16 protein-coding genes and 1 pseudogene are annotated in these 20,899 nt (G+C 49.4%); 11 read left to right on the top strand and 6 right to left on the bottom strand.

Features of this window, described 5'->3' with window-relative positions:
* Positions 1–337 precede the first annotated feature (337 nt).
* The gene (locus KNQ08_RS10935; RefSeq protein WP_214771681.1) at positions 338–1,207 is read right to left on the bottom strand and encodes a hypothetical protein; all 870 of its coding nucleotides are present in this window, start codon (positions 1,205–1,207) and stop codon (positions 338–340) included.
* A 180-nt stretch (positions 1,208–1,387) separates the two neighbouring features.
* On the opposite strand from KNQ08_RS10935, the gene KNQ08_RS10930 reads away from it, so the two are divergent.
* Positions 1,388–2,587: a multidrug efflux MFS transporter gene (locus KNQ08_RS10930; protein ID WP_214771678.1), complete on the top strand. Its 1,200-nt coding sequence runs from the start codon at positions 1,388–1,390 to the stop codon at positions 2,585–2,587.
* Between the two features lie 44 nt (positions 2,588–2,631).
* On the opposite strand, the gene KNQ08_RS10925 is transcribed toward KNQ08_RS10930, so the two are convergent.
* Positions 2,632–5,490 (bottom strand): sensor domain-containing protein, encoded by a 2,859-nt coding sequence (locus tag KNQ08_RS10925; RefSeq protein WP_214805611.1) that lies wholly within the window; start codon positions 5,488–5,490, stop codon positions 2,632–2,634.
* Between the two features lie 226 nt (positions 5,491–5,716).
* Here KNQ08_RS10925 and KNQ08_RS10920 point away from each other — a divergent pair, with 226 nt between their 5' ends.
* A complete protein-coding gene (locus tag KNQ08_RS10920; RefSeq protein ID WP_214771672.1) occupies positions 5,717–6,505 on the top strand; it encodes a flagellar hook-basal body protein in 789 nt (262 codons plus the stop codon).
* A 12-nt stretch (positions 6,506–6,517) separates the two neighbouring features.
* Entirely contained in the window at positions 6,518–7,300 is a 783-nt protein-coding gene (locus tag KNQ08_RS10915) for a flagellar hook-basal body protein (protein ID WP_214771670.1), read from the top strand.
* Between the two features lie 52 nt (positions 7,301–7,352).
* On the opposite strand, the gene KNQ08_RS10910 is transcribed toward KNQ08_RS10915, so the two are convergent.
* Positions 7,353–8,201, bottom strand: a complete 849-nt coding sequence (locus tag KNQ08_RS10910) for an NAD(P)-dependent oxidoreductase (RefSeq protein WP_214771667.1) — start codon at positions 8,199–8,201, stop codon at positions 7,353–7,355.
* Positions 8,202–8,301: 100 nt separating this feature from the next.
* On the bottom strand, positions 8,302–10,842 hold the full coding sequence (locus KNQ08_RS10905; RefSeq protein ID WP_214771665.1) for a HAMP domain-containing sensor histidine kinase: 2,541 nt from the start codon (positions 10,840–10,842) through the stop codon (positions 8,302–8,304).
* Positions 10,843–11,092: 250 nt separating this feature from the next.
* On the opposite strand from KNQ08_RS10905, the gene KNQ08_RS10900 reads away from it, so the two are divergent.
* The 3 genes and pseudogenes from KNQ08_RS10900 to KNQ08_RS17045 all read left to right on the top strand — a co-directional run.
* Positions 11,093–12,250, top strand: coding sequence for an AI-2E family transporter (locus tag KNQ08_RS10900; RefSeq protein ID WP_149427914.1), 1,158 nt, complete (start codon positions 11,093–11,095; stop codon positions 12,248–12,250).
* A gap of 67 nt (positions 12,251–12,317) precedes the next feature.
* A complete protein-coding gene (locus KNQ08_RS10895) occupies positions 12,318–12,641 on the top strand; it encodes a winged helix-turn-helix transcriptional regulator (protein ID WP_023469481.1) in 324 nt (107 codons plus the stop codon).
* 318 nt (positions 12,642–12,959) lie between these two features.
* A pseudogene (locus KNQ08_RS17045) lies at positions 12,960–13,997 on the top strand (adhesive domain-containing protein); the annotation flags it as partial.
* 33 nt (positions 13,998–14,030) lie between these two features.
* Here KNQ08_RS17045 and KNQ08_RS10890 read toward each other — a convergent pair.
* Positions 14,031–15,548 carry a serine-rich family protein gene (locus KNQ08_RS10890; protein WP_214805609.1) on the bottom strand — a complete coding sequence of 506 codons (1,518 nt, stop codon included), beginning with the start codon at positions 15,546–15,548 and terminating at the stop codon, positions 14,031–14,033.
* A 102-nt stretch (positions 15,549–15,650) separates the two neighbouring features.
* Between KNQ08_RS10890 and KNQ08_RS10885 the strand changes: the two genes are divergently transcribed.
* From KNQ08_RS10885 to KNQ08_RS10865, 5 genes are all read left to right on the top strand, one after another.
* Positions 15,651–15,920: an LPXTG cell wall anchor domain-containing protein gene (locus tag KNQ08_RS10885; RefSeq protein ID WP_214771659.1), complete on the top strand. Its 270-nt coding sequence runs from the start codon at positions 15,651–15,653 to the stop codon at positions 15,918–15,920.
* A 79-nt stretch (positions 15,921–15,999) separates the two neighbouring features.
* Positions 16,000–17,628: a hypothetical protein gene (locus KNQ08_RS10880; RefSeq protein ID WP_214805607.1), complete on the top strand. Its 1,629-nt coding sequence runs from the start codon at positions 16,000–16,002 to the stop codon at positions 17,626–17,628.
* Positions 17,625–18,242: a class D sortase gene (locus KNQ08_RS10875; RefSeq protein ID WP_214805605.1), complete on the top strand. Its 618-nt coding sequence runs from the start codon at positions 17,625–17,627 to the stop codon at positions 18,240–18,242. Before KNQ08_RS10880 ends, KNQ08_RS10875 begins: the two co-directional genes overlap by 4 nt.
* The gene (locus tag KNQ08_RS10870) at positions 18,239–19,300 is read left to right on the top strand and encodes a YheC/YheD family protein (RefSeq protein WP_214805603.1); all 1,062 of its coding nucleotides are present in this window, start codon (positions 18,239–18,241) and stop codon (positions 19,298–19,300) included. The genes KNQ08_RS10875 and KNQ08_RS10870 overlap by 4 nt, the downstream gene beginning before the upstream one ends.
* Before the next feature lie 14 nt (positions 19,301–19,314).
* On the top strand, positions 19,315–19,905 hold the full coding sequence (locus tag KNQ08_RS10865; protein WP_214805601.1) for a hypothetical protein: 591 nt from the start codon (positions 19,315–19,317) through the stop codon (positions 19,903–19,905).
* Between the two features lie 38 nt (positions 19,906–19,943).
* Here the strand turns inward: KNQ08_RS10865 and KNQ08_RS10860 are convergent, their stop codons facing one another.
* Positions 19,944–20,879 (bottom strand): class F sortase, encoded by a 936-nt coding sequence (locus KNQ08_RS10860; RefSeq protein WP_214805599.1) that lies wholly within the window; start codon positions 20,877–20,879, stop codon positions 19,944–19,946.
* Positions 20,880–20,899: the final 20 nt, after the last annotated feature.

Below are 20,899 nucleotides of genomic sequence, written 5' to 3'. Positions count from 1 at the left end.
CTATCCCTGACGAAAGTGCTGCTTGCACTTTCTTTTCCTGCAGGAGTCGAGAATGGACAAGTTCGTTCGATATGAATCAAACCAATAGGGAGTCCAGTTTCCGAAGTACGTATCGGAAACTGGACTCCCTTTGTTTTAAACATAATGCAATGCCATGGTACTAAATGATCATGTGCCTCCTTGTGCTTCATCCGACTCCTACAGGGAAAAGCGCGATTTTGCGCTGTCAGAGACAAACAAGACCCGGCTTCACTGTTATACGAACAGTGAAGACTGGCTTGTGTCTCGCCTGAGGAAAGCGGATGAAAAGCAAAGGGGGCAGACAGATGAAGATAGCTCACTGCGTACTACGCATGAACGCTTGGTACGCTTCAAAATCATGATAGACGATCGCACTTGGCGGCAGTGAACTGGCCATCGTTTGATTGACGAGCTGATTCAGCTGCGTCCGCGTCTTGCCATAGAACGTGATGTCCGGTGTCTCAGGAAGTTCAGTGAACTCGATCGCATACGATAAAGTGTGATTGTTGCTTGCGGCATAGAGCGCGTCCGTCATTGTAATGGCACCAAGTCCATTCCCACCACCATAGACAGTTCGGTAACTCATCAACGTGACTTCATCAGCGAGCTCCATTGCCCATTCACTGAGAGGGCGACCGCTTTCATCCTGTACGGTATGGAACCAGAACGGAAGGAACAGTTGCAGCGGTAATCCTTCAACAGACGCTTTCTCGCGAAAGGCAAGTAAGATCCGTTCATAGGAGGCGATGACACGTGGTTGGTCCGTCTCCCATTCCGGTAAGGCATACGGTTCGAGATCAACGCTGATGCCGTCCGGATGACTGATCGTTTCTTGCTGATAAGTCGAAATCCAGGCTAACGGATCCTCGACGTTTGGTCGAGCTGTCGTTCCTTCGTTTGTGATCCAGCGCGGCTGTCCGAATAGAAAGTACACTTCAATGCCGACAGCGTGCGCTTTTTCAACGAATGTTCGGTAGAGAGTACGGTCACCCTCGACAGCGACATGCAGATAGACACGTTTCATCTGTCTGTTTGCCAGCTGATTGATCTTCGTTGAAATGGATTTGGCCTCTGGGATGGACCAGATGACCGTGTGACGAGTGACGGAAACGGCAGCTGAACTCTTGAGTGGTAGTCCGAATTGAAGTAACGATAGACAGACTACGCTAATCAAAAAGCGTTTCATTTCATTTTCACTCCTTCGTGTGGATTACCTTACTATCGGTCGTAGTCAGCTAGTTTATATGCATCAAAGGTCCCGTTCTACACTTTGACAGTTCAAATCCTAGACATTTCATAATGTGAAGTGTATATTAAAAGTTGTTGCATTGAAACGAATTGTCAATTAAAAGGAAGTGATGCCACAATGCCATTGTGGAAAAGAAATTTAGTCGTCGTCTGGTTTGGTAGTTTTTTGACCGCCGCCGCCCTCAGTCTCGTATTGCCGTTTTTGCCTTTATTCATTGAAGAACTCGGTGTCGACAGCCGACAAGATATTACGACCTGGTCTGGGATCGCCTTTGGTGCTACATTCCTCGTCGCTGCGATCGTCTCACCAATCTGGGGACGTCTTGCCGATCGAAAAGGTCGTAAGCTGATGTTGCTTCGCGCAAGTCTCGGTATGTCGATCGTCATGTTCTTGATCAGTTTCGTCCAAGACGTCTATCAACTCGTCTTTTTACGTCTTGTCATGGGAGCCGTATCCGGATTCATCTCAGCCGGCATCACACTCGTTGCTTCCCAAACCCCAAAAGAGAAAAGTGGCTGGGCGCTCGGCACCCTGTCGACCGGTGGGATTGCTGGTGGATTGCTAGGACCCCTCATTGGAGGATTCCTCGCCGACGTTGTTGGGCTTCGACCCGTTTTTCTCTTTACGAGCGTACCGCTCTTCATTACCTTCCTCGTGACCTACTTCTTAGTCAAAGAAGATTTCGTCCCAATGGAAGTTAAAAAGATGGCGTCCGCAAAGGAAATCATCCAGTCGCTGCGTCATCCGGAACTCATCTTAAGCCTCTTTTTGACGACGTTCTTGATTCAGTTCGCGGCACAATCGATCAGTCCAATCCTGTCGCTCTACGTCCGCGAACTCAGTCCGGGGACAGAACGTCTGGCGTTACTATCCGGGATCGTCGCTTCGGCACCTGGTATCGCGGCCTTGATTGCAGCGCAACGACTCGGTCGTCTCTCCGATAAGATTGGCGCAGAGCGTGTCTTATTCTTTGCATTACTCGTCTTTGCTGCTTTCTTGATTCCGCAAGCATTCGTCACGGATACAAGTCAGTTGATTGTCTTACGGATGGGAATCGGTTTTGCGACAGCAGCACTGATGCCGTCGGTACAGGCACTGCTCCGGAAGAATACGCCAGCCAATGCATCAGGACGTATCTTTGGATATAATCAGTCCGCGCAGTTCATGGGGAATTTCCTCGGACCACTGGCTGGTGGACAGATTGCTGGTCACTTCGGCTTTGAAGCGTTGTTCCTCTTCACCGGCTTGATCGTCATCACGAATGCCGTGCTTGAGCGGACACAGACCGCTGTCTTGAACAAAAATCCGAATAACTAAGGAAAGCTTCCATTCCCGTTTGATTAAGGGGATGGAAGCTTTTTTCATACAGTCGATTGTTCGAAGAAGTCGTCGACGCGGGAATGATGGGAATGATTTAACTGTTCTTGGACGATGAGGGATAGCGCGCGGACTTGGAAGTCAGCCATATAGTAGAAGAGACCGTTATCGAGTTCAGAAATCGACGTCGGTTCAAGGAAGATGTAAGGGTGTGTCAGGTGATGCAGTTGCAGGGAGAGCTCCAGTTTATGATTCACCGGTAGACGAATCGAGGAATAGAAAGAAATCGTCCGATTCGTACAACGATTAATCAAGATCGGAGACGATCCGACTTGGATCGACTGTCCATTCAGCTTCGAAATCGTCACCTTCGCATGCAGACTAAGAATCGGCTCCTTCGGTGGAGCGGTGCCCGTATCTTTCGGATAGAGAGTGCCGTTTGCAAGCAGTTGCTTAAAAGTCTCGATATCGACGGGTTTACTGAAGAGATAGCCTTGGATCATCTCACATTCCAAGTCTCGATACAGATTCAGCTGTTGCATGTTCTCGATGCCTTCTGCAACGACGGTCAAACCGAACTCCTTCGCCATATAGATGACGCTTTTGATGACGGAGAGACTCTTTGGATCGTGTTCGGCATGGATTGCGAACGATCGATCAATCTTCAGGCAATGCACCGGATAACGCTGGACATAAGAAATCGATGAATAAGCTGTTCCGAAATCATCGAGTGATAGTTTGACACCGAGATCAACAAGACGGTCGAGTGTCTCGAGGACTTGTCCGCCTTCAAGTAGCACGTCGGACTCAAGTAGTTCAATCTCCAACAGATGTCCAGGAACACCGTGTTTTTTTAAATATCGTTCGACGATACTCGCAAAATCACCGTAGAACAGCCGTTTCGGTGATAAGTTGATCGATAACGGAACAACATGCTCCGGTTGCTCATCGAGTAGATCACGAATCAATCGACAGGCTTGATCGAGTACCCAGTCACCGATGTGGATGTAGAGATCACTTTCTTCTGACAGAGATAAGAAATCCTTTGGCGCCAGTCGCCCCCACTCTGGATGTTCCCAACGAATCAACGCTTCCGCACCAACGATACGTCCACTCCAGCTATCGACTTTCGGTTGATACTCAAGGAAGAGTTGATTCTTCTTGATGACATGGCGCAAATCGCGTTCGAGTTGATAGCGACGGTATGTCGTGATGTCGAGTTTCGACGAATAGAATTGGAAATTACTCTTAGAGATCGACTTGGCACGACGGAGTGCTGTATATGACTGTTTAATCAACTCTTCTGCCGTATGATCGTGATGGACGGAATAGGTGATGCCGATGAAGACCTTCGAAAACAGTTCATAGGACAAGACGTCGAACCGGTGATGAGTCAGCTCGAGCAATTGATTAGCAAGTCCGATTGCCCGTGTTTCGTCGATTTTACCTTTTAGGATGATAAGGAATTTATCACCAAATAGATGACCGATGAATACTTCTTTTTTGATAATCTTTTTCACAGTTGCACTTGTCTGGCGGATCCATTCTTCCCCGATTTCGTGACCGAATCGCTCAGCGAGACGGCTGTGTTGATTAAACGTGACCGTTAATAAAGTGAAGGGGGAACGATGCTTCAATAATTCCCGAACCTGTTCTAACGTAAAGGCATGATTGGGTAGATCAGTGATCGGGTCATGCATCGACAAGTGCCAAATCTCATGCTGTTGTTCCTTTAGACGCGTGATATCGGTCGAGACTCCATAGTGACCGAGAACTTCACCATGTGCATCGATGATCGGGATACACGTCTCTTCGACCCAGAATTGGCGGTCGGGATAGTTTAAACGATAGACGAGTCGAACGACTTCCCCTTGACGAATTTTCGGATATGCCTCTTTCATGAGGACGAGATCTTCGGATGAGACGAGTTTCGTCCACAATTGATGATCCTGTTCGATTCGTCGGAGATAATCGGTGTACGGTTCGAGGAACCCGGCAGCATGAAACGTCACGGTATTATCTTTATAACGATGCTCATAAGCAGTAGTATGCAGCGACGTGAAGAACTTTTTAAGAGAGGCAATCGCAAGATCCCGTTCTTGCTCGAGATGGATGAGGGGTGTCGCATCTTTGAGTATGAAGAGAAGTGAACTCGGGATCGTATCCGTCTGAACGACCCCTTCACAGTGGACGATCTTTTGGAATTGACCTCTGCGCCCCATTCGTAACTGCATCGAGAAGGTTGGAATTTGTCCCATATGCAGCGCGAGACTTTGTTCGCGAAAAATCGTTCGATCCTCTGGGTGGAGTTCTTCAAGAAAGTCATAGGTGTCCATCTTCGCTAAGTGTTTCTTAGAAAGTTGTAATAGTGTAGCGAGAGAGGGTGATGCAACGATTTCTTTTGACGTTGGAAAGTATTCAACGAAACTGACTCCTTCGATTGCGTTCGTCAATCGATCTTTCATCAATAAGCGCTGGTAATCGGTTCGGAGTTCTTGTTGCTGTGATACATCACGGGCAATCCCATAAAGACCGATGATGACACGTTGATCGTAAATCGGGATGTTCGTGACGTTCAACGTCAACCAATGCCCATCTTTATGACGAACCGTCGTCGTGAAGTGGACGGTTTCGCCCGAATAGACCCGTTTCTTGAACTGGTTGACTTCCTCTACATCATTGGGCTTTAAAAACGTTTCGAAATGGAGTTGCTTAAGACTATCCCGGTCGTAACCGAGCATAAGCGGAAATTTATTGTTGAAGGAAATGAAGTGACCTTTTGTATCCATCGTATAGACGGCATCCGGATGATTTTCCAAAAAATAAGTGACGTCGGACAGTGTGTATAAATCCAAAGACCCAGGCACAGTTCGTTCAGTGGCACGTTTTTTAAAGAAGCTCATAGGTTTCACCTCGAGAATCATGTTTTTGTTGTTTATAGCATAACAATATTTGTCAATTTTTAATATGTAATCTATTAAAAAAAAGGCGAACGGGATTCTGATAGGTCTTTTGATTCATCTCTTCCGAACATTACCTTTTTGTTCAAAAAAGCTCATAATTGATGAAGAAGCGACCGATATACTGAGAGGAAAGAATTGAACATGAAGTCAATGAGGAGATGAACGCATGCTACGAGGAATGTATACGGCGTCGAATGCGATGCAGGCATTACAACGCCAACAGGAAATGCTCAGTAACAACTTGGCCAATGCGCGGACGCCGGGCTTCCGAGCCGATCAAGCGTCACTCCGGACATTTCCGGAGATGCTGATCCAGCAGACAGCAAACAATGAACGGACAGGTGTGCGGGGAGTCGCGACGGTCGGAAAACTCGCGACCGGTGTCTTCATGCAGGCAGCGACGCCAAACTTCACGCAAGGTTCAATCACGGAGACGGGCAATGCGACGGACTTGCAAATCAGTTCGCTTGACGGGGCACCGCTCTTTACGATTCGCCATCAGGATCCGTTGACGGGAGAGGAAGAGACACTTTATACGACGAACGGACAGTTCGCCGTCGGACAGGATGGATTACTCCGGACAACGGAGAATGATCTCGTCCTAGATACGAACGGACAACCACTCAACGTCGTCAATGAAGATTTCCTCGTTGACGCGAATGGTGCCGTCACAGACGGAAACGGTCAGGCGATCGGTAACCTCGGTCTTGTCGTAACTGATCAACCGGAGACGCTTGAGCGGACAGGAAACGGCTTGTTCCGTTCCGCTAATCCATTGAACGCCGGAAACGTCCGAGTTGATCAAGGTGTACTCGAACTCGGGAACGTCGAGATTGAACAGACGATGGCAGAGATGAATGCTGGTCTGCGTCAGTTCGAAGCCAATCAAAAAGTCATTCAAGCGTACGACCGGACAGCGGAGAAGGCTGTTTCCGAAATCGGACGCGTTCGCTAATAGGAGGATACGATGCAATCAATCTATACATCCGCAAGTACGATGGGACAGTTGCAAAAACAGCTCGACACGACCGGTCAAAACCTGGCTAACGTCGATACGAACGGCTATAAGCGTCGGGATGCCCAGTTCAATGAATTGCTCGTCCGTAACATCAATAACCAAGCGGCGGGCTTCACACCAGGTCCATTGACGACACCAGAAGGGCTTCGACTCGGTGTTGGAGGCTACGTCGCAAACGAAGCGACACGGTTTGGCGTCGGAACGTTCCGGACGACGGACCGAAAACTCGACGCAGCACTTGGGAATCCACACCATTTCTTCGGTGTCATCGATACGGATGGCGTAACGAAGTTCACGCGAGACGGGAACTTTCAGTTGTCACCGCAAGCGAACGGACAAGTTTTGCTGACGGACGATGCCGGACGCTCAGTCATCAACCAAGCGAATGATCCGATCGTCTTGCCGGCGAACGCGACAGAGATTGAGCTGAATAAGGACGGCAACATCACGGGGATCCTAAACGGGGATCGTCGTGTCCTCGCTCGAGTGGGTGTCGCGGACATCCCGAACTACGGTGAGTTGACGGAAGTCGGTGGTGGTTTGTTCACGGCGACCGGACAATACCAGAATGCAGCGGGCAATCCGTTGACGGTCGGTCGACTCGAGACATCAAACGTCGATATGGCACTTGAGATGACGAACTTGACACAGCTGCAGCGGGCGTATCAGTTCAACTCGAAAGCGTTGATGACGAGTGATCAGATGATGGGAATCGTCACGTCTCTTAAATAATCTCACAGCAAAAGGGTGATGCTTCTCATATCGAGAGGTATCACCCTTTTCATTATTTTTCTTGTAACGCGAGATAGATCGCTGCCATGTCCGCATCACCATAAGTCGGTTTTGCTTCAGCGTAGCTAGCGTCCGTCGCTTCTGCAAGTGGTAGTTCGAGCTGTTGACGTTTTGCTTCCGCCGTGATGAGTCCGAGATCCTTTGCCATCAGACGGAGCGGGAAGGCGGACGGGAAGTCGTTCTTCCGGTACATGTCGCGTTTCCCGGTGAAGAGCGGGGTGTTCATCCCGGAAGCACTGATCATCTGAATCAGCTTCTCCTTCTCGAGCCCCGCACCTTCTCCAAGCAACAACGTCTCCGCGACCCCTTGTCCGACGACAGCAAGCAATAAATTAATGGCAAGTTTCGCCGCACTGCCTGTTCCGTGTGGTCCGAAATGAATCGTTTCCTTGCCGAGTAGGTCAAGATATGGCTGACAGGTCGCGACGACTTCTGAGTCACCACCGGCAAGTAAGACGAGCTGACCGTTTTCTGCGACCGGAACGGAGCCCGAGACCGGCGATTCCAAGTACGTGCCACCGCTTTTTTCGACGAGACGAGCCATCTCCTTCGTTTCTTCCGGTGAGATCGTACTTAAATTAACGATCATTTTACCGCTAAGAGCGGGTGTGATGTCTTCGATGACGGATGCGACAGCTGGTCCGTCCGCGAGCATGACGAAGACGATATCGCTTTGACGCACGACGTCCTGTGCTTCTTTGACAGCTGTCGCTCCTCGTTCAGTCAGTGGAGCTGTCTTTTCATACGTCCGGTTGTAGACGGTCAAGCCATGCCCACCGTCAAGTAGACGTGTTGCCATCGGTACCCCCATATGTCCTAACCCAATCCATCCAAGTTGCATGTCGATTCCTCCTTAAAATAATGCGCTTTTGACTATACCCCGCGCCTGATTGAATCTAACGACAAAAAAGACCGTCCATGTGATGTGAACGGTCAGGTGATTAATCTTCATATGTGAGAATCGTCGAGATGACAGCGATCGGGAAGCGAATCGTAAAGGTTGATCCGACACCGACGACGGATTCGACATCGATCGTTCCGTTGTGGTGTTTGACGATTTCCTTACAGATCGAGAGACCAAGACCGGTCCCGCCGATTTTTCGCGTCTCGGAGTTATCGACACGATAGAACTTATCGAACAATTTCGGAAGCGCGTCTTGCGGAATCCCGATACCTTCATCTTGGATCCGGATTTGAGCGAAACCGAGTTCATTTGTAATCCGTATCAAGACCGTACCACCGCTCGGGGAGTACTTGACGGCATTACTGAGTAGGTTGTTCAGCAACTGCTTCATCTTTTCTGCATCGCCGTCAATCATGATTGGTCCACGGGCTTCGAAATCAATTTGATGCGTCTCGTGCGAGACATCATAGAACTCGATCAAGTCCTGGGCGAGTTCGACGACATCGAACGTCATCATCTCATAGCGATGTTCACTCGACTCCATGCGCTGAACGTCGAGGAAGTCATTGACGAGCGTCGTCAGGCGACCAGTCTCGGAGTGAATCGTCTGCAGATATTTCCGTTGCCGTTCTTCCTCGAACCGTTTGTTGAGCATCAGCTCCGTGAAGCCATAAATCGAAGAGAGTGGGGTCCGTAACTCATGCGAGACGGTCGAGACGAACTCTTCCTTCATCCGCTCGGCTTCCGTTTCTTTCGTCACGTCGCGAAGAACGAGCATCGTACCGACCCATGTGCCGTCGACTTCAATCTTCTCAGCGTAAATCTGGATATAGGTACTATACTTTCGAATCGAGACAATCAAGCTATCTTTCGGTAAATCGAGTTCGACGATTTGTTCGATGTAGCGTTCGAACGCTGCCGGTTCATCAATGATGTCAGCTAATGCCTGCATCGCTTGCTCGAAGGCGGAGCGTTCTTCATCCTCGAACTGAGTCGGGACTTCCGGGAATAACGTCATCAGCGGTTCGTTGACGAGTAACTCATCTGTCTCATGTTCGATGTAGACGACGGCTTCCCGAATCGAGTTCAATAGTTGTGTCGTCTTGTTTTTCTCACGGATCATTTCCTCATAGATGCCCATCCGTAGGAGTGAGAGTGACAATTGATGCGAGAACGACAGGATGTCGCTCATTTGCTCCGTCGTGAAGGCATCACGATAACGAACGAGATAGATGCAGGCGATCATATGCTCTTTTGACGGATCCATGACAGGAACCGCGACCTCATACATATAGTACGGATACGGAAGCGGACTCTCGTGCGCGACCTGTTTTGATGAATGAACAGGACGCTTCAAGAGACTCGCTCGGTGCAAGAGTGACTGATCGTCAGAGACAAGACGACCGACCATCTCTTCCGTCATCCCGTAATCGATCGTCGAGCGGACTTCTTGTTGATCGAGGAACAACAGGGCACCGATTTCAGAATGCGTGATGGAGACGAGCTTTTCGATGATTTCCGGATAAGCCGTCAACGTCTCACGAGAAGCGAGCGTCTCCGTCAATTCATTGCGATACTTCAGGTGTTGTTCACTGCGAAGCGTGATATCGAGTGCTTCTTCGAGTTCCTCCTGCTGCGCTTGCAATTCTTCTTGTTGGGCGACGAGTTCCTCTTGTTGCGCTTGGAGTTCCTCGTTCTTCGCCAGCATATGGACCTTGTTATCGGCAATCGAAGCCGCCATCTGATTGAACGATGCCGTCAGCGTATGCAGTTCATCCTTGCGTTTCGGCAATGGAATCGCTTGAATGTCTTCTCCCGTCGCAAGTAAGGCGCTGTCGCGAGACAGTGTATTGACCTGCTTCGTGACGCGGCTGATGAACGGGCGTACGAGCGAGAAGAGGACGAGAATCAAGACGACGAGATTTGAGAGCCAGATGAACTGAGCAACACGCATTTCGCCAAGGAGATCGTTCTTCGCATCGACTTCTTTCCCTTGGATCAGCGTCAGATAATCAGCAAGTAACGTATCAATCCGTGTCATGTCGACATCAGCGTCGGATAAACTAACCGATCCGCGTAACGTACCGTTTTCAGTGAACAAATCTTTTCCGTTCGATAGGGCTGCGAGTGTATTCGGATCAACAAAATCTTCGTTGATCTTTCCATCTTTTTTTCCTTCGACGTATTCGTTGAGGAGCGGAAGCGACGTTCCGAAATAATCGTCATACATTTGACGTGTCGCGGTTGCATATTCTTGACCTTGCTCGTATACGGCATACTTCTCAAACCATGTCGTCAAGCGATTGATCTCCTGTTGGTTTGTCTTGACGGCATCAAGCGTTTCTTGTGAGCCGGTCAATAAGTAGGATTTGACGTTGCTTTGGGCAGCAGTCCATTCGCTAGCGAGTGCGTTTGCATTCGTCCGTCGTTCACGCAAATCATCGAACGTCGCATTCGCCTGATCGATCTTCTGTTCCGTGTAGAAATAAACGATCGCAGACGTGATGCTGAGGGCGACGAACACCATATAGAAGGCGAACATCAATTGGCGACCGATGGTATGATTGATCCATTTCACTGGGGTATCCTCCGTATTCTATTTTTACATGTATCAAAAAGATTTCTTAAATGCCGAATACACTTATCTTACGTAGATTTGAAGGTCTCGGCAAATCTGAATCTGCAAAATTGACTAAAACAAATATATCATATATGTGTTAAACGATAACGAACTATATATTTTCTAAGAATAAGGATTAAGAAGTATCGTTTTAAGGAAAACTAAAGAGGATATTGAACTTCATCATTTTATGTAGGGAAGTGGTTAGATGCAAAAAATGTTCGAAAACAAATGGTACCGATTCGCTTGGTGGGTCATGACGTTACTGATCATCGTCTGGATTGGTAATCACGTTACGTTCCTATTCCGACCAATCGCGATTCTGCTTCAGATGGTCGCACCGCCACTCGCGATTGCCGGAATTCTGTATTATGTCCTGCTACCGATCGTCGAGTTGCTCGAGAAAAAGATGAAGCGGCGCCCGGCTGTTTTGATCGTGCTGGTCGGTTTGATTGGTATACTGACGACACTCGGATTCATCTTTGGTCCGATGTTGTCAGAGCAGATCACACAGTTCGTCAATTCGATTCCGACGCTTGCGACACAGTTCCAGCGGCAATTGGTCGACGTTCGGGAACAACTGGAGAACAGTGCGTTCTTTTCACGATTCATGACGGGGCAAGACAACTTATTCAATAAGTTCTCGGGAAACATCTCGGAATACGCTTCGACGTTCCTGAAGAATATCGGCACAGGTGTCGGTGGATTCGTCAGTGTCCTGACGACGACGGTCGTGACGATCGTCATCATTCCGATCATGTTGATCTACATGTTGCTTGACGGCGATAAGCTCAAAGGCAATCTCGTCAAGCTGATGCCGTATGAGTACCATAAGGAAACGAAGAAAATCCTCGGGGACGTCCACTTGACGATCATGAGCTACATCCGCGGGCAAGTCATCGTCAGCATCGGTGTCGGGATTATAGCTTACATCGGATACCTGATCATCGGGATCGATTATGCGTTATTGCTCGCTTTGTTTGCGACACTAACGAACATCATTCCGTTCCTCGGTCCGGTTCTCGGTGTCATTCCGGCCTTGATCGTCGGGTTCATCCAGGATCCGATTCTTGCGATTTATGCGATCATCGTCATGACGGTCGCGCAGCAAATCGATTCGCACATCATGTCACCACTCGTGCAAGGGAAGACGCTTGACGTTCATCCGTTGACAATCATCATCGTCTTGCTCGTCGCTGGTAACATCGCCGGTTTCTTCGGCGTCTTGCTTGGTGTTCCGTTCTACGCTGTCATGAAGGTCGTCATCCTGAACATTCGTCGTCTCTATCATCTCCGGTCGCAGAAGAAGATGGTCATCACAGAGGAAGAGAAGACGTTTGATACGATCATCACGGAGCGCGATTGAGTTTTGAAATTCACGTAAAAGTACGTCATACTGAAGAGGTAGCTAAGAAAAAGGGGGCAGGAATCAGATGGATTCACGTCATACCGAAGAACAAGCCGATTTACTGGCATTGCAGAAATTCCAACACAACTTCGAGAACAGCTTGAAGTCGAGCATCATTTATCTCTTGCGTGATGGTGCGTTGACGATCGGGGAACTCGAGCAACGGATCGATCAGTCGCACGGTCAAATCCTCGAACAGTTACAGGAATTGATCGAAGATGGACTCGTAGTCCAACAGATGTCTGAGAAAGTACACGGACTTGCCTATTATTTAACGGCACCCGCTGAAGATCTCGTCCGACAGTTCAAGGAATCGATTCGGTGGAGTAAACAGCACATTCGATACTAAAAAAACAGGGTTCTAGACCTACGAGCAGATGCTCGTAGGTCTTTTTACGTTTTTTAAAACTATGGTCATATAAAATTAAATTAAGTCGTTTTTACACAAAATGGATAGAACTAGTATGAAATAAAATTACAATATATTTTAGTGGTTTATTATTAATAATATATATTATTTATATTTTTATGGTAAATTAATATCTAAAATACTGGTTAATAATAACTATTCAACCATTACTTTTGTAAAAAATTGTATATTTTTATGGTAATTGCATGCATAATAATAGGTGTACGATTATTTTTTCCGTAGAAAAGGAGTGTTGAAATGAAGAAAAAAGCACCTGATTTTCGAAAGAAGATGAATCGACACCATAGAAACCACACACGAAGACTAGTAAAACTGCTGGCAGCGTCCTCTCTCGCCCTCTCTCCGATCTCATTCACCTATACGAAAACCGAAGCAGCTGAGAATTCTGAAAAGAAGTTTCAGACGCAACAAAGCCAATTCGCGAACTCAGTTCGAAACTCGCTTGTCCAAGGACCGAATCGAGTCAGCTTAGCTGAAGTTCAACTATTGACGGATGTCGCGGTCAATGCAAATCTGACGGAACAACCGAATAACTATGATTTAGCCCTTAATTTAACCGGAATCGGATTAGCCGATGCGGAAGTATTGAACCCGGACCGGGTGGCTGTCTTCAACATTCCAGATTTAGCGGGAAAAATGCAGGCGAACGGTAGTGCGTCGGTCAGTGTTGAATTATTACCCATCACACTTGAAGATTTACCGACGCTTAAAGGACAGCTAGATCCGTTGACGGGAACAGTAGCAGATACTGTGACTGACCTATTAGCGGGTATCGATCGATTACAACGTACTCCAGTCGTAGGTAGTTTGTTGAGAGTGGAGGGGCTCACAGAATTAACGGATGCTCTGGACAATCTACAGAATTTAGATACCGCACTGTCAGACCTTCTAGATTATGAGGGCTCCGCTCCAGTCACGATTAATCCGGATGGTTCAATCATCATCGATTTTAGTGATGGTTTAGGACAGCATCTTGATACGGTAACGAAACAAGTTGTCCAAGACGCCTTAACCGATTTAGTCAACGCCATCACGAATTTAAAACTATCCGGAATAGCAGGAAACTTAATTGATCCTGTTTTAAACCCAGTCAAAAATTTACTGCCAGGTGTGAACAGTCTTTTAACGGCAGTAACGAACGATACAGTGAACTTGTCGAATGAACTCGCAGGTGTACAAGTACTTGGACCAACTTCTGTTAGTGCCAATGTCATCGTTGATAAACCGGCTGGAGTTGCTCAAGACGAAGTTGTTGTTACAGGATCTGTCGTCAATACGTCTGCAATCGATGTACAACTGCTCGCCGATCTAGATGGTCAAGATACGATCGTCTTTGATGAAGAGGCAGATGGAGATGCTGACGCCGATGCTGACGCGGATGCTGATGCTGACGCCGATGCTGACGCGGATGCTGATGCTGACGCGGATGCCGATGCCGATGCTGATGCTGATGCTGATGCTGACGCCGATGCTGACGCCGATGCTGACGCGGATGCCGATGCTGATGCTGATGCTGACGCCGATGCTGACGCCGATGCTGACGCCGATGCTGACGCGGATGCCGATGCTGATGCTGACGCCGATGCGGATGCCGATGCCGACGCTGATGCTGATGCTGACGCCGATGCGGATGCGGATGCCGACGCTGATGCCGATGCCGACGCGGACGCTGATGCGGATGCCGATGCTGACGCCGATGCTGACGCCGATGCGGATGCGGATGCCGACGCGGATGCTGATGCTGACGCGGATGCCGATGCGGATGCTGATGCTGACGCCGACGCCGACGCGGATGCCGATGCCGACGCTGACGCCGACGCTGACGCCGATGCCGACGCCGATGCCGACGCCGATGCGGACGCTGATGCCGACGCCGACGCTGATGCGGATGCCGACGCTGACGCCGATGCCGACGCCGATGCGGACGCTGATGCCGACGCCGACGCTGATGCGGATGCCGATGCTGACGCAGACGCTGATGCGGATGCTGACGCGGATGCTGATGCTGACGCCGATGCTGATGCTGACGCCGATGCTGATGCCGATGCTGATGCGGATGCCGACGCTGACGCCGATGCGGACGCTGATGCCGATGCCGACGCGGATGCTGACGCAGATGCCGATGCGGATGCCGACGCTGACGCCGATGCGGATGCCGATGCCGACGCTGATGCTGATGCTGACGCCGATGCGGATGCGGATGCCGACGCGGATGCCGATGCCGACGCGGACGCTGATGCGGATGCCGATGCTGATGCTGACGCTGATGCTGATGCTGACGCGGATGCCGATGCGGATGCTGATGCTGACGCCGATGCGGATGCCGACGCGGATGCCGATGCTGATGCTGACGCCGATGCGGATGCCGACGCTGACGCCGATGCCGACGCTGATGCCGATGCTGATGCAGATGCCGACGCTGACGCCGATGCGGATGCTGACGCCGATGCGGATGCCGACGCTGACGCCGATGCCGACGCCGATGCGGACGCTGATGCCGACGCCGACGCTGATGCGGATGCCGACGCTGATGCGGATGCCGATGCTGATGCCGATGCGGATGCGGATGCCGACGCTGACGCCGATGCAGATGCCGATGCTGACGCCGATGCGGATGCCGATGCCGACGCCGACGCCGATGCCGATGCTGACGCTGATGCGGATGCGGATGCCGACGCCGATGCGGATGCTGATGCGGATAACGATAACAATGGAGACAAGGATAATGCTAATGGTGGAAATGACGACAATACTGACAATACTAATGGTGGAGATAATGGTAACAACGAAAATAGTGGAGACGATTCCAACAATGTTTCGAATCAAAACACTAATACTGACAATGATAATATCGTCATAACGATTCCAGCCGTGACACCACCTATGACACCGCCTAGTAATGGACCAGTCATCACCCCATCTCCAATAGTGAGTTCAGGATCAAACATCAAGCCTACACCTTCATCAGGCTCTCTAAGTAGTTCGAGCGTTAAACCGACGTTACCAAACACTTCGGTTAAAGCATCAACCGCGAAATCACCACTCGTTTCAAAACCGATCACTCAACCAGTTAAACGAATCGTTGGTGGTACGTTACCGAACACTTCGGAAAATCTGTTCTTGATCACCCTCATGGGAATGCTTGCGACAGCTGCCGGATTGTTCACGAAACTGTTCCGCCGCCGTCCACAAGAGTAAGTCATGCTGTAGTTAATCGTAGTGGGGCCATCTGTGCCTCACTGCGATTCATCCTTTTAGAATAGGAGTGAAGCTGAACATGGATCTGCTCAACCGATTCACCACTGCCATCGATGTACTGGAACAACACATGAAAACCGATGATATCTATTACTGGAATCGTCAGATGATGTTATTCGTCTCACTCGGACAAGCATCAGAGCGGGCTCGTGTCGTTCGATTTCAAGGCAAAGGGCTACAATCCGTAAAAGATCAAGCACGCAATTGGCTCCGTAAACAACCGGAGATGGAGTGGTTAAAACTCGATATCGCTCGAAACTTTGAGGCACTCTCATTTGAGACTTTAAACGAGCGTGTGAAAGACACTCGGAAAAATTACTTCCGACACGGAATCGCATTCGATCGGAAGATGCATTGTGCCTATCTAGAAGAAGAATTGAATGGTAATGCCGTTTTGACAAAAGATCCGACGCATCAAGAACTACACATCAATCTAACGAACTTGAGCAATTATGCGCACCAACAAGGGCGGACGGAGCGGATGGACTTTCATCCGACAAGTCCATGCCTCCTCTTTGATACACTCGGTGTCTTCGCAGACGAAACACCATATGTACTTGAAGTCATACGTGATGTCGAAAAAATCCGTGAGACGACAAGCCCACTTCCTTCTGAAATCAAGACGATCGTCGCCCAGTCGAGTGAGTATCTTGCTCGCCAAGTCCGGACGAATGGTCGCTTCCAATATGGTTACTTCCCATGCTTTGATAAACCGATCAAGTTCTACAACAGCTTACGTCATGCAAGTACACTCTATTCAATGATTGAAGCCTATCGACTGACATCAAGCGAACGATTACGCCAAGCAATCGATCGAGCAAAACGCTATTTGATCGAGGAATTGATCGTACATGAAGGGGAGCGTTCCTTCTTGCTTGATCGTGAATCGAACGAAATCAAGCTCGGCGCGAATGCTGCAGCGATCTTAGCATTGACGGAATATATGCAGACGTTTCAGACGACGGAGGATCTACGACTCAGTCAACGACTCGCAGCCGGCATTCTTTCACTGCAACAACCATCAGGTCAATACCTGCATGTACTCGAGTACCCGTCGTTTGCGTTGAAGGATGCCTTCCGAATCATCTATTACGAAGGAGAAGCAACGTATGCCTTGATGCGGTTGTACGCACTCGATTCCAATTCACGTTGGCTCGACAGTGTCGTCCAATCGTTTGATCATTTCATCGCTAAATCGTACTGGAAGTTCCACGATCACTGGTTGAGCTACAGTGCGAATGAGTTGACGAAATGGTTACCGGAAGCGCGGTATTTCCAGTTCGGTCTCCAGAACGTCTCCCCGAAACTCGACTTCATTCATCACCGGGAGACGACGTACCCGACGTTCCTTGAACTGATGCTTGCGGCACGCGAGATGATTGACCGAATCGAAGTGCTCGGACGAGCCGACTTGTTAGCAGATTTTCCGCTGGACTGGCTCGACCAGACGATTGAACGACGGATGATTTATCAGCGAAACGGCTTCTTCTATCCAGAAGTCGCGATGTATATGAAGAAACCCGGTCGGATTCTCGGAAGTTTTTATATCCGGCACCACTCGATGCGGGTTCGAATCGATGACGTCGAGCATAATTTATCTGGGTATTGCCGGGCATGGACACGAATGCTGAAGGAGGTGCCGTCATGATGCGACGCGTATCAACGCTGTTACTCGTCATCGGACTTGCCTTACTTGGATACGTCGGATATCAAAAACTGACGGTCCAGCAAACCTTGACGACGGAACTCGCAAAAGCAAAAGATGTCGTTCGGGCGGAAGAAACGTCATCGACCACATCAAAATCAGAAGCAACGAGCAAACAAGCGGAGGAGAAGACAGAGGATGTCCTATTCCAAACCGGTGAGACGGTCGGATATTTAAGGGTGCCATCACTTGAGATGGAGTTACCGGTGCTTGAAGGCGTCGATGATGCGACACTCGCAAAAGGTGTCGGCCATCATCCGGAGACGGCCTTTCCAGGGCAAGGCGACCGGATTTTCCTCGCCGGGCATAACGATACGACGTTCTCGAAAATCAGTCAGTTGAAGAAGGGCGACGAGGTCGTCCTCTATCTCGCGAACGGGTCTTATCGCTACGTCATGCAATCGAGCGAGATTGTCGATTACAAAGACACGCGGGTCCTTGAGTCAACGAAGCAGGAGTCACTCGTCGTTTCGACCTGTTATCCGTTTTATAACGTCACGGACAGTACGAAACGTTATTTGATCTATTTTGAACCGGTCGAGGAGGATGCGTCATGACACGAATCGGAATTTTACGCCTAAACGAGAATCCACAGTTTCGCGATAAGATTGCCTGCGTCATCGGTGCTTCGATGGGTGTTGACATCTTCTTTTTCCGTCCGCGCGATGTCGACTTCGAAAATCGGACGATCCGCGGACTCTTCTTCGACGAAGATGCGTGGCATCCAAGTATGTATGAGTTTCCGGACGTCATCTACAATCATTTGCCGCTCAGTGATGCAGACAAGGAATTGTTCAATCGTCTCGCAGCCGAGATTCCGTTTACAACACACCGGATTGGGAATAAAAATGTCGTCTTACGTCAACTGGCGCAAGAAGGATCGTTTCAGGACGTCTTGATTCCGATGCACCGGGTAAAGAAAGGAAAGACGATTTTCCCGCTGATTGAGAAGTACGGAAAAATCGTCTTCAAGCCGGCGAACGGGAAACAAGGGCAACGGATTTATACGATCGAGCAGGAGGGAGATCAGTATCGATTCAGCCATCTACTCGAGTCGACCGTCTGTTCGACAGGGGAATTGATCAACCGCATCGAAGAAGAGACGAAACGGAATCCGATGATCGTCCAGCCGTTCATCACCTCGCAAACGATTCATGGGCATTCGTATTGCATGCGAATCCATGTCGCGAAGGGAGCGAACGGGCAATGGAAACTCGTCAAATATTTTCCGTTCGTCAGCAACAATCACCAAGAATCGGTCAGCCATCTCAGTCACGGAGCGTTCTCGACGACGCGGATGGACATCTTCATGAAGCAGAACTATCCGGATCAACATGAAGCGATTTCGCGACGAATCGTCGATTTTGCGCGACGGTTCCCGGCTTATTTCGAATCGTTTTATGCCTACCCGCTCGATGCGCTCGGGATCGATGTCGGGATTGGTGCGGATGGACGTATCTATCTCTATGAGGTCAACAGCTTGCCTGGTACGCGCTATGTCGAGTTTCAGGCAGAGTATCTCGCGGTCCAGTATTGCCAGTACCTTGCGACACATGGGCGTCCCGGTATACATGGACTCGACCGGGGATGGATGAAGGAACGGATCGAGGCTTAGAAAAGAGGCGACGTGTGAAGACAGTATTGTTTTATGTGATGTCGGGCTTGCTCGTCCTCATCATCGTAACGAAATTCATGGTCCCACTCTTCGGTTGGTTTCAGGCAGAGGAGCCGGTAAAAGAAACGAAACCACGGACGTCAATTCGACTGGATGAAGCACAGCTGAAGCAGTTCGATCGCGAAGATCGACTCGGTGTCGTCTATGAGATGGCAGGATTGAAGCTGAAGACGCTGGACGTCGATACGACGGAAAAAACGCGACAAACACCGCTCGTTCAGATGAAGGTCGAAAAACAAAAGCTCCTCCAAGTGATGGGGGAGCCGGGGCGGTTGCTTGCGATCACGGTCAAAGTGACGAATCAGTCAGCGGACGAGATTGAAATCTTACCAAAGATCGGGGAGTATGAGACAGCGGACGAGATTGTGACGATTGCGGATCAATTTAATGCCTTGAACGGTAAATACAAACCGGATGAGAGTCGGATCGGGATCGTCTTTATTCCGTCGGAGCAACTCCGTGTGACGGAAGGGCGACTCAGTCTGTTCTATGAGACGATGTCCGGTAAGAAGCAACTCCGGATTGCATTACCAGCAGCAAAATAAAGAACGGGATGCCTCCAAGTTGGAGACATCCCGTTTTGTCATTTCTGGACGGCGCTGAACGCGTCTTCTGATTCGATTCCTGCTTTATTGACCGCTGTGACGACGAAACGACCTGTTGCATCTTCTGGGAGTGGGAACGCTTTACGCTCGATCGATTCTGTCGTACCGAGTTTTTTGCGTTTTCCATCCTTCTCTTGATAGACGTTGTATTTGACGACGTCTTCATCGGTTGACGCATACCAGTTGACGAATCCACCACTGATCCGAATGTTCGTCGCCGGCTTCGGTGGTGTTTTGACCGGATCCGATGCTTTCTCGTCCAGTTCCGTGAAGACAACGAGACGATCATCATACGTGCCTTGGTTCTCATCATACGTTCCGATACAGGTAATCAAGTTGAGGTTCCGGGTATCGGCTGGACCGAAGATTTTTTTCAGTGGTGCTTTCAAGTGATCGTACTGAACGATTTCTTTGACGCGGAAGACGAGCTTACGTCCAGACGCATCGGTGATTTCGACGGGATCCCCTTTCTTCAGCTCATGCAGTTTATAGAAGATTGCTGGCCCAGTCTTCGTATCAGTGTGACCGTCGATGACGGCATTACCGACGTCACCGGGACGCGGACCGAACTTATACCAGCCGGCTTGTTGTTCATTTTTAGGTGTCGCCATCGCACCATCTTTATCGAGCCCGACCTGTTCGACCTTCGTCTTGATGTCGTGCTTCGGGATGACGAGTTGTTTTGGAAGCTCGACCTCTGTTGCCGAGAGGTCCTTGAACTCCTTCTTGAAGATTTCAGACGGCTTGAGCGGATCTTCTTCCTTCGTCTCGGAAGAGGCCGCGGATTCTGTTTTGGGGTCACCTTGCGTGATGTTTGATGTATCCGGTTTTGTTTGACCGAATAAGAGGAACAATAACGTTCCGACCGATGCGACCATCAAGAGGATGCTCGCCGGTAATAACCAACGTTTCATAAACGCGTATCTCCTTTCCG

It is taken from the genome of Exiguobacterium sp. s46 (assembly GCF_018618875.1).
GTDB lineage: Bacteria > Bacillota > Bacilli > Exiguobacteriales > Exiguobacteriaceae > Exiguobacterium_A > Exiguobacterium_A abrahamii.
The sequence above is the reverse complement of the archived record's forward strand: the minus strand, read 5'-3'. Positions and strand labels throughout refer to the sequence as shown.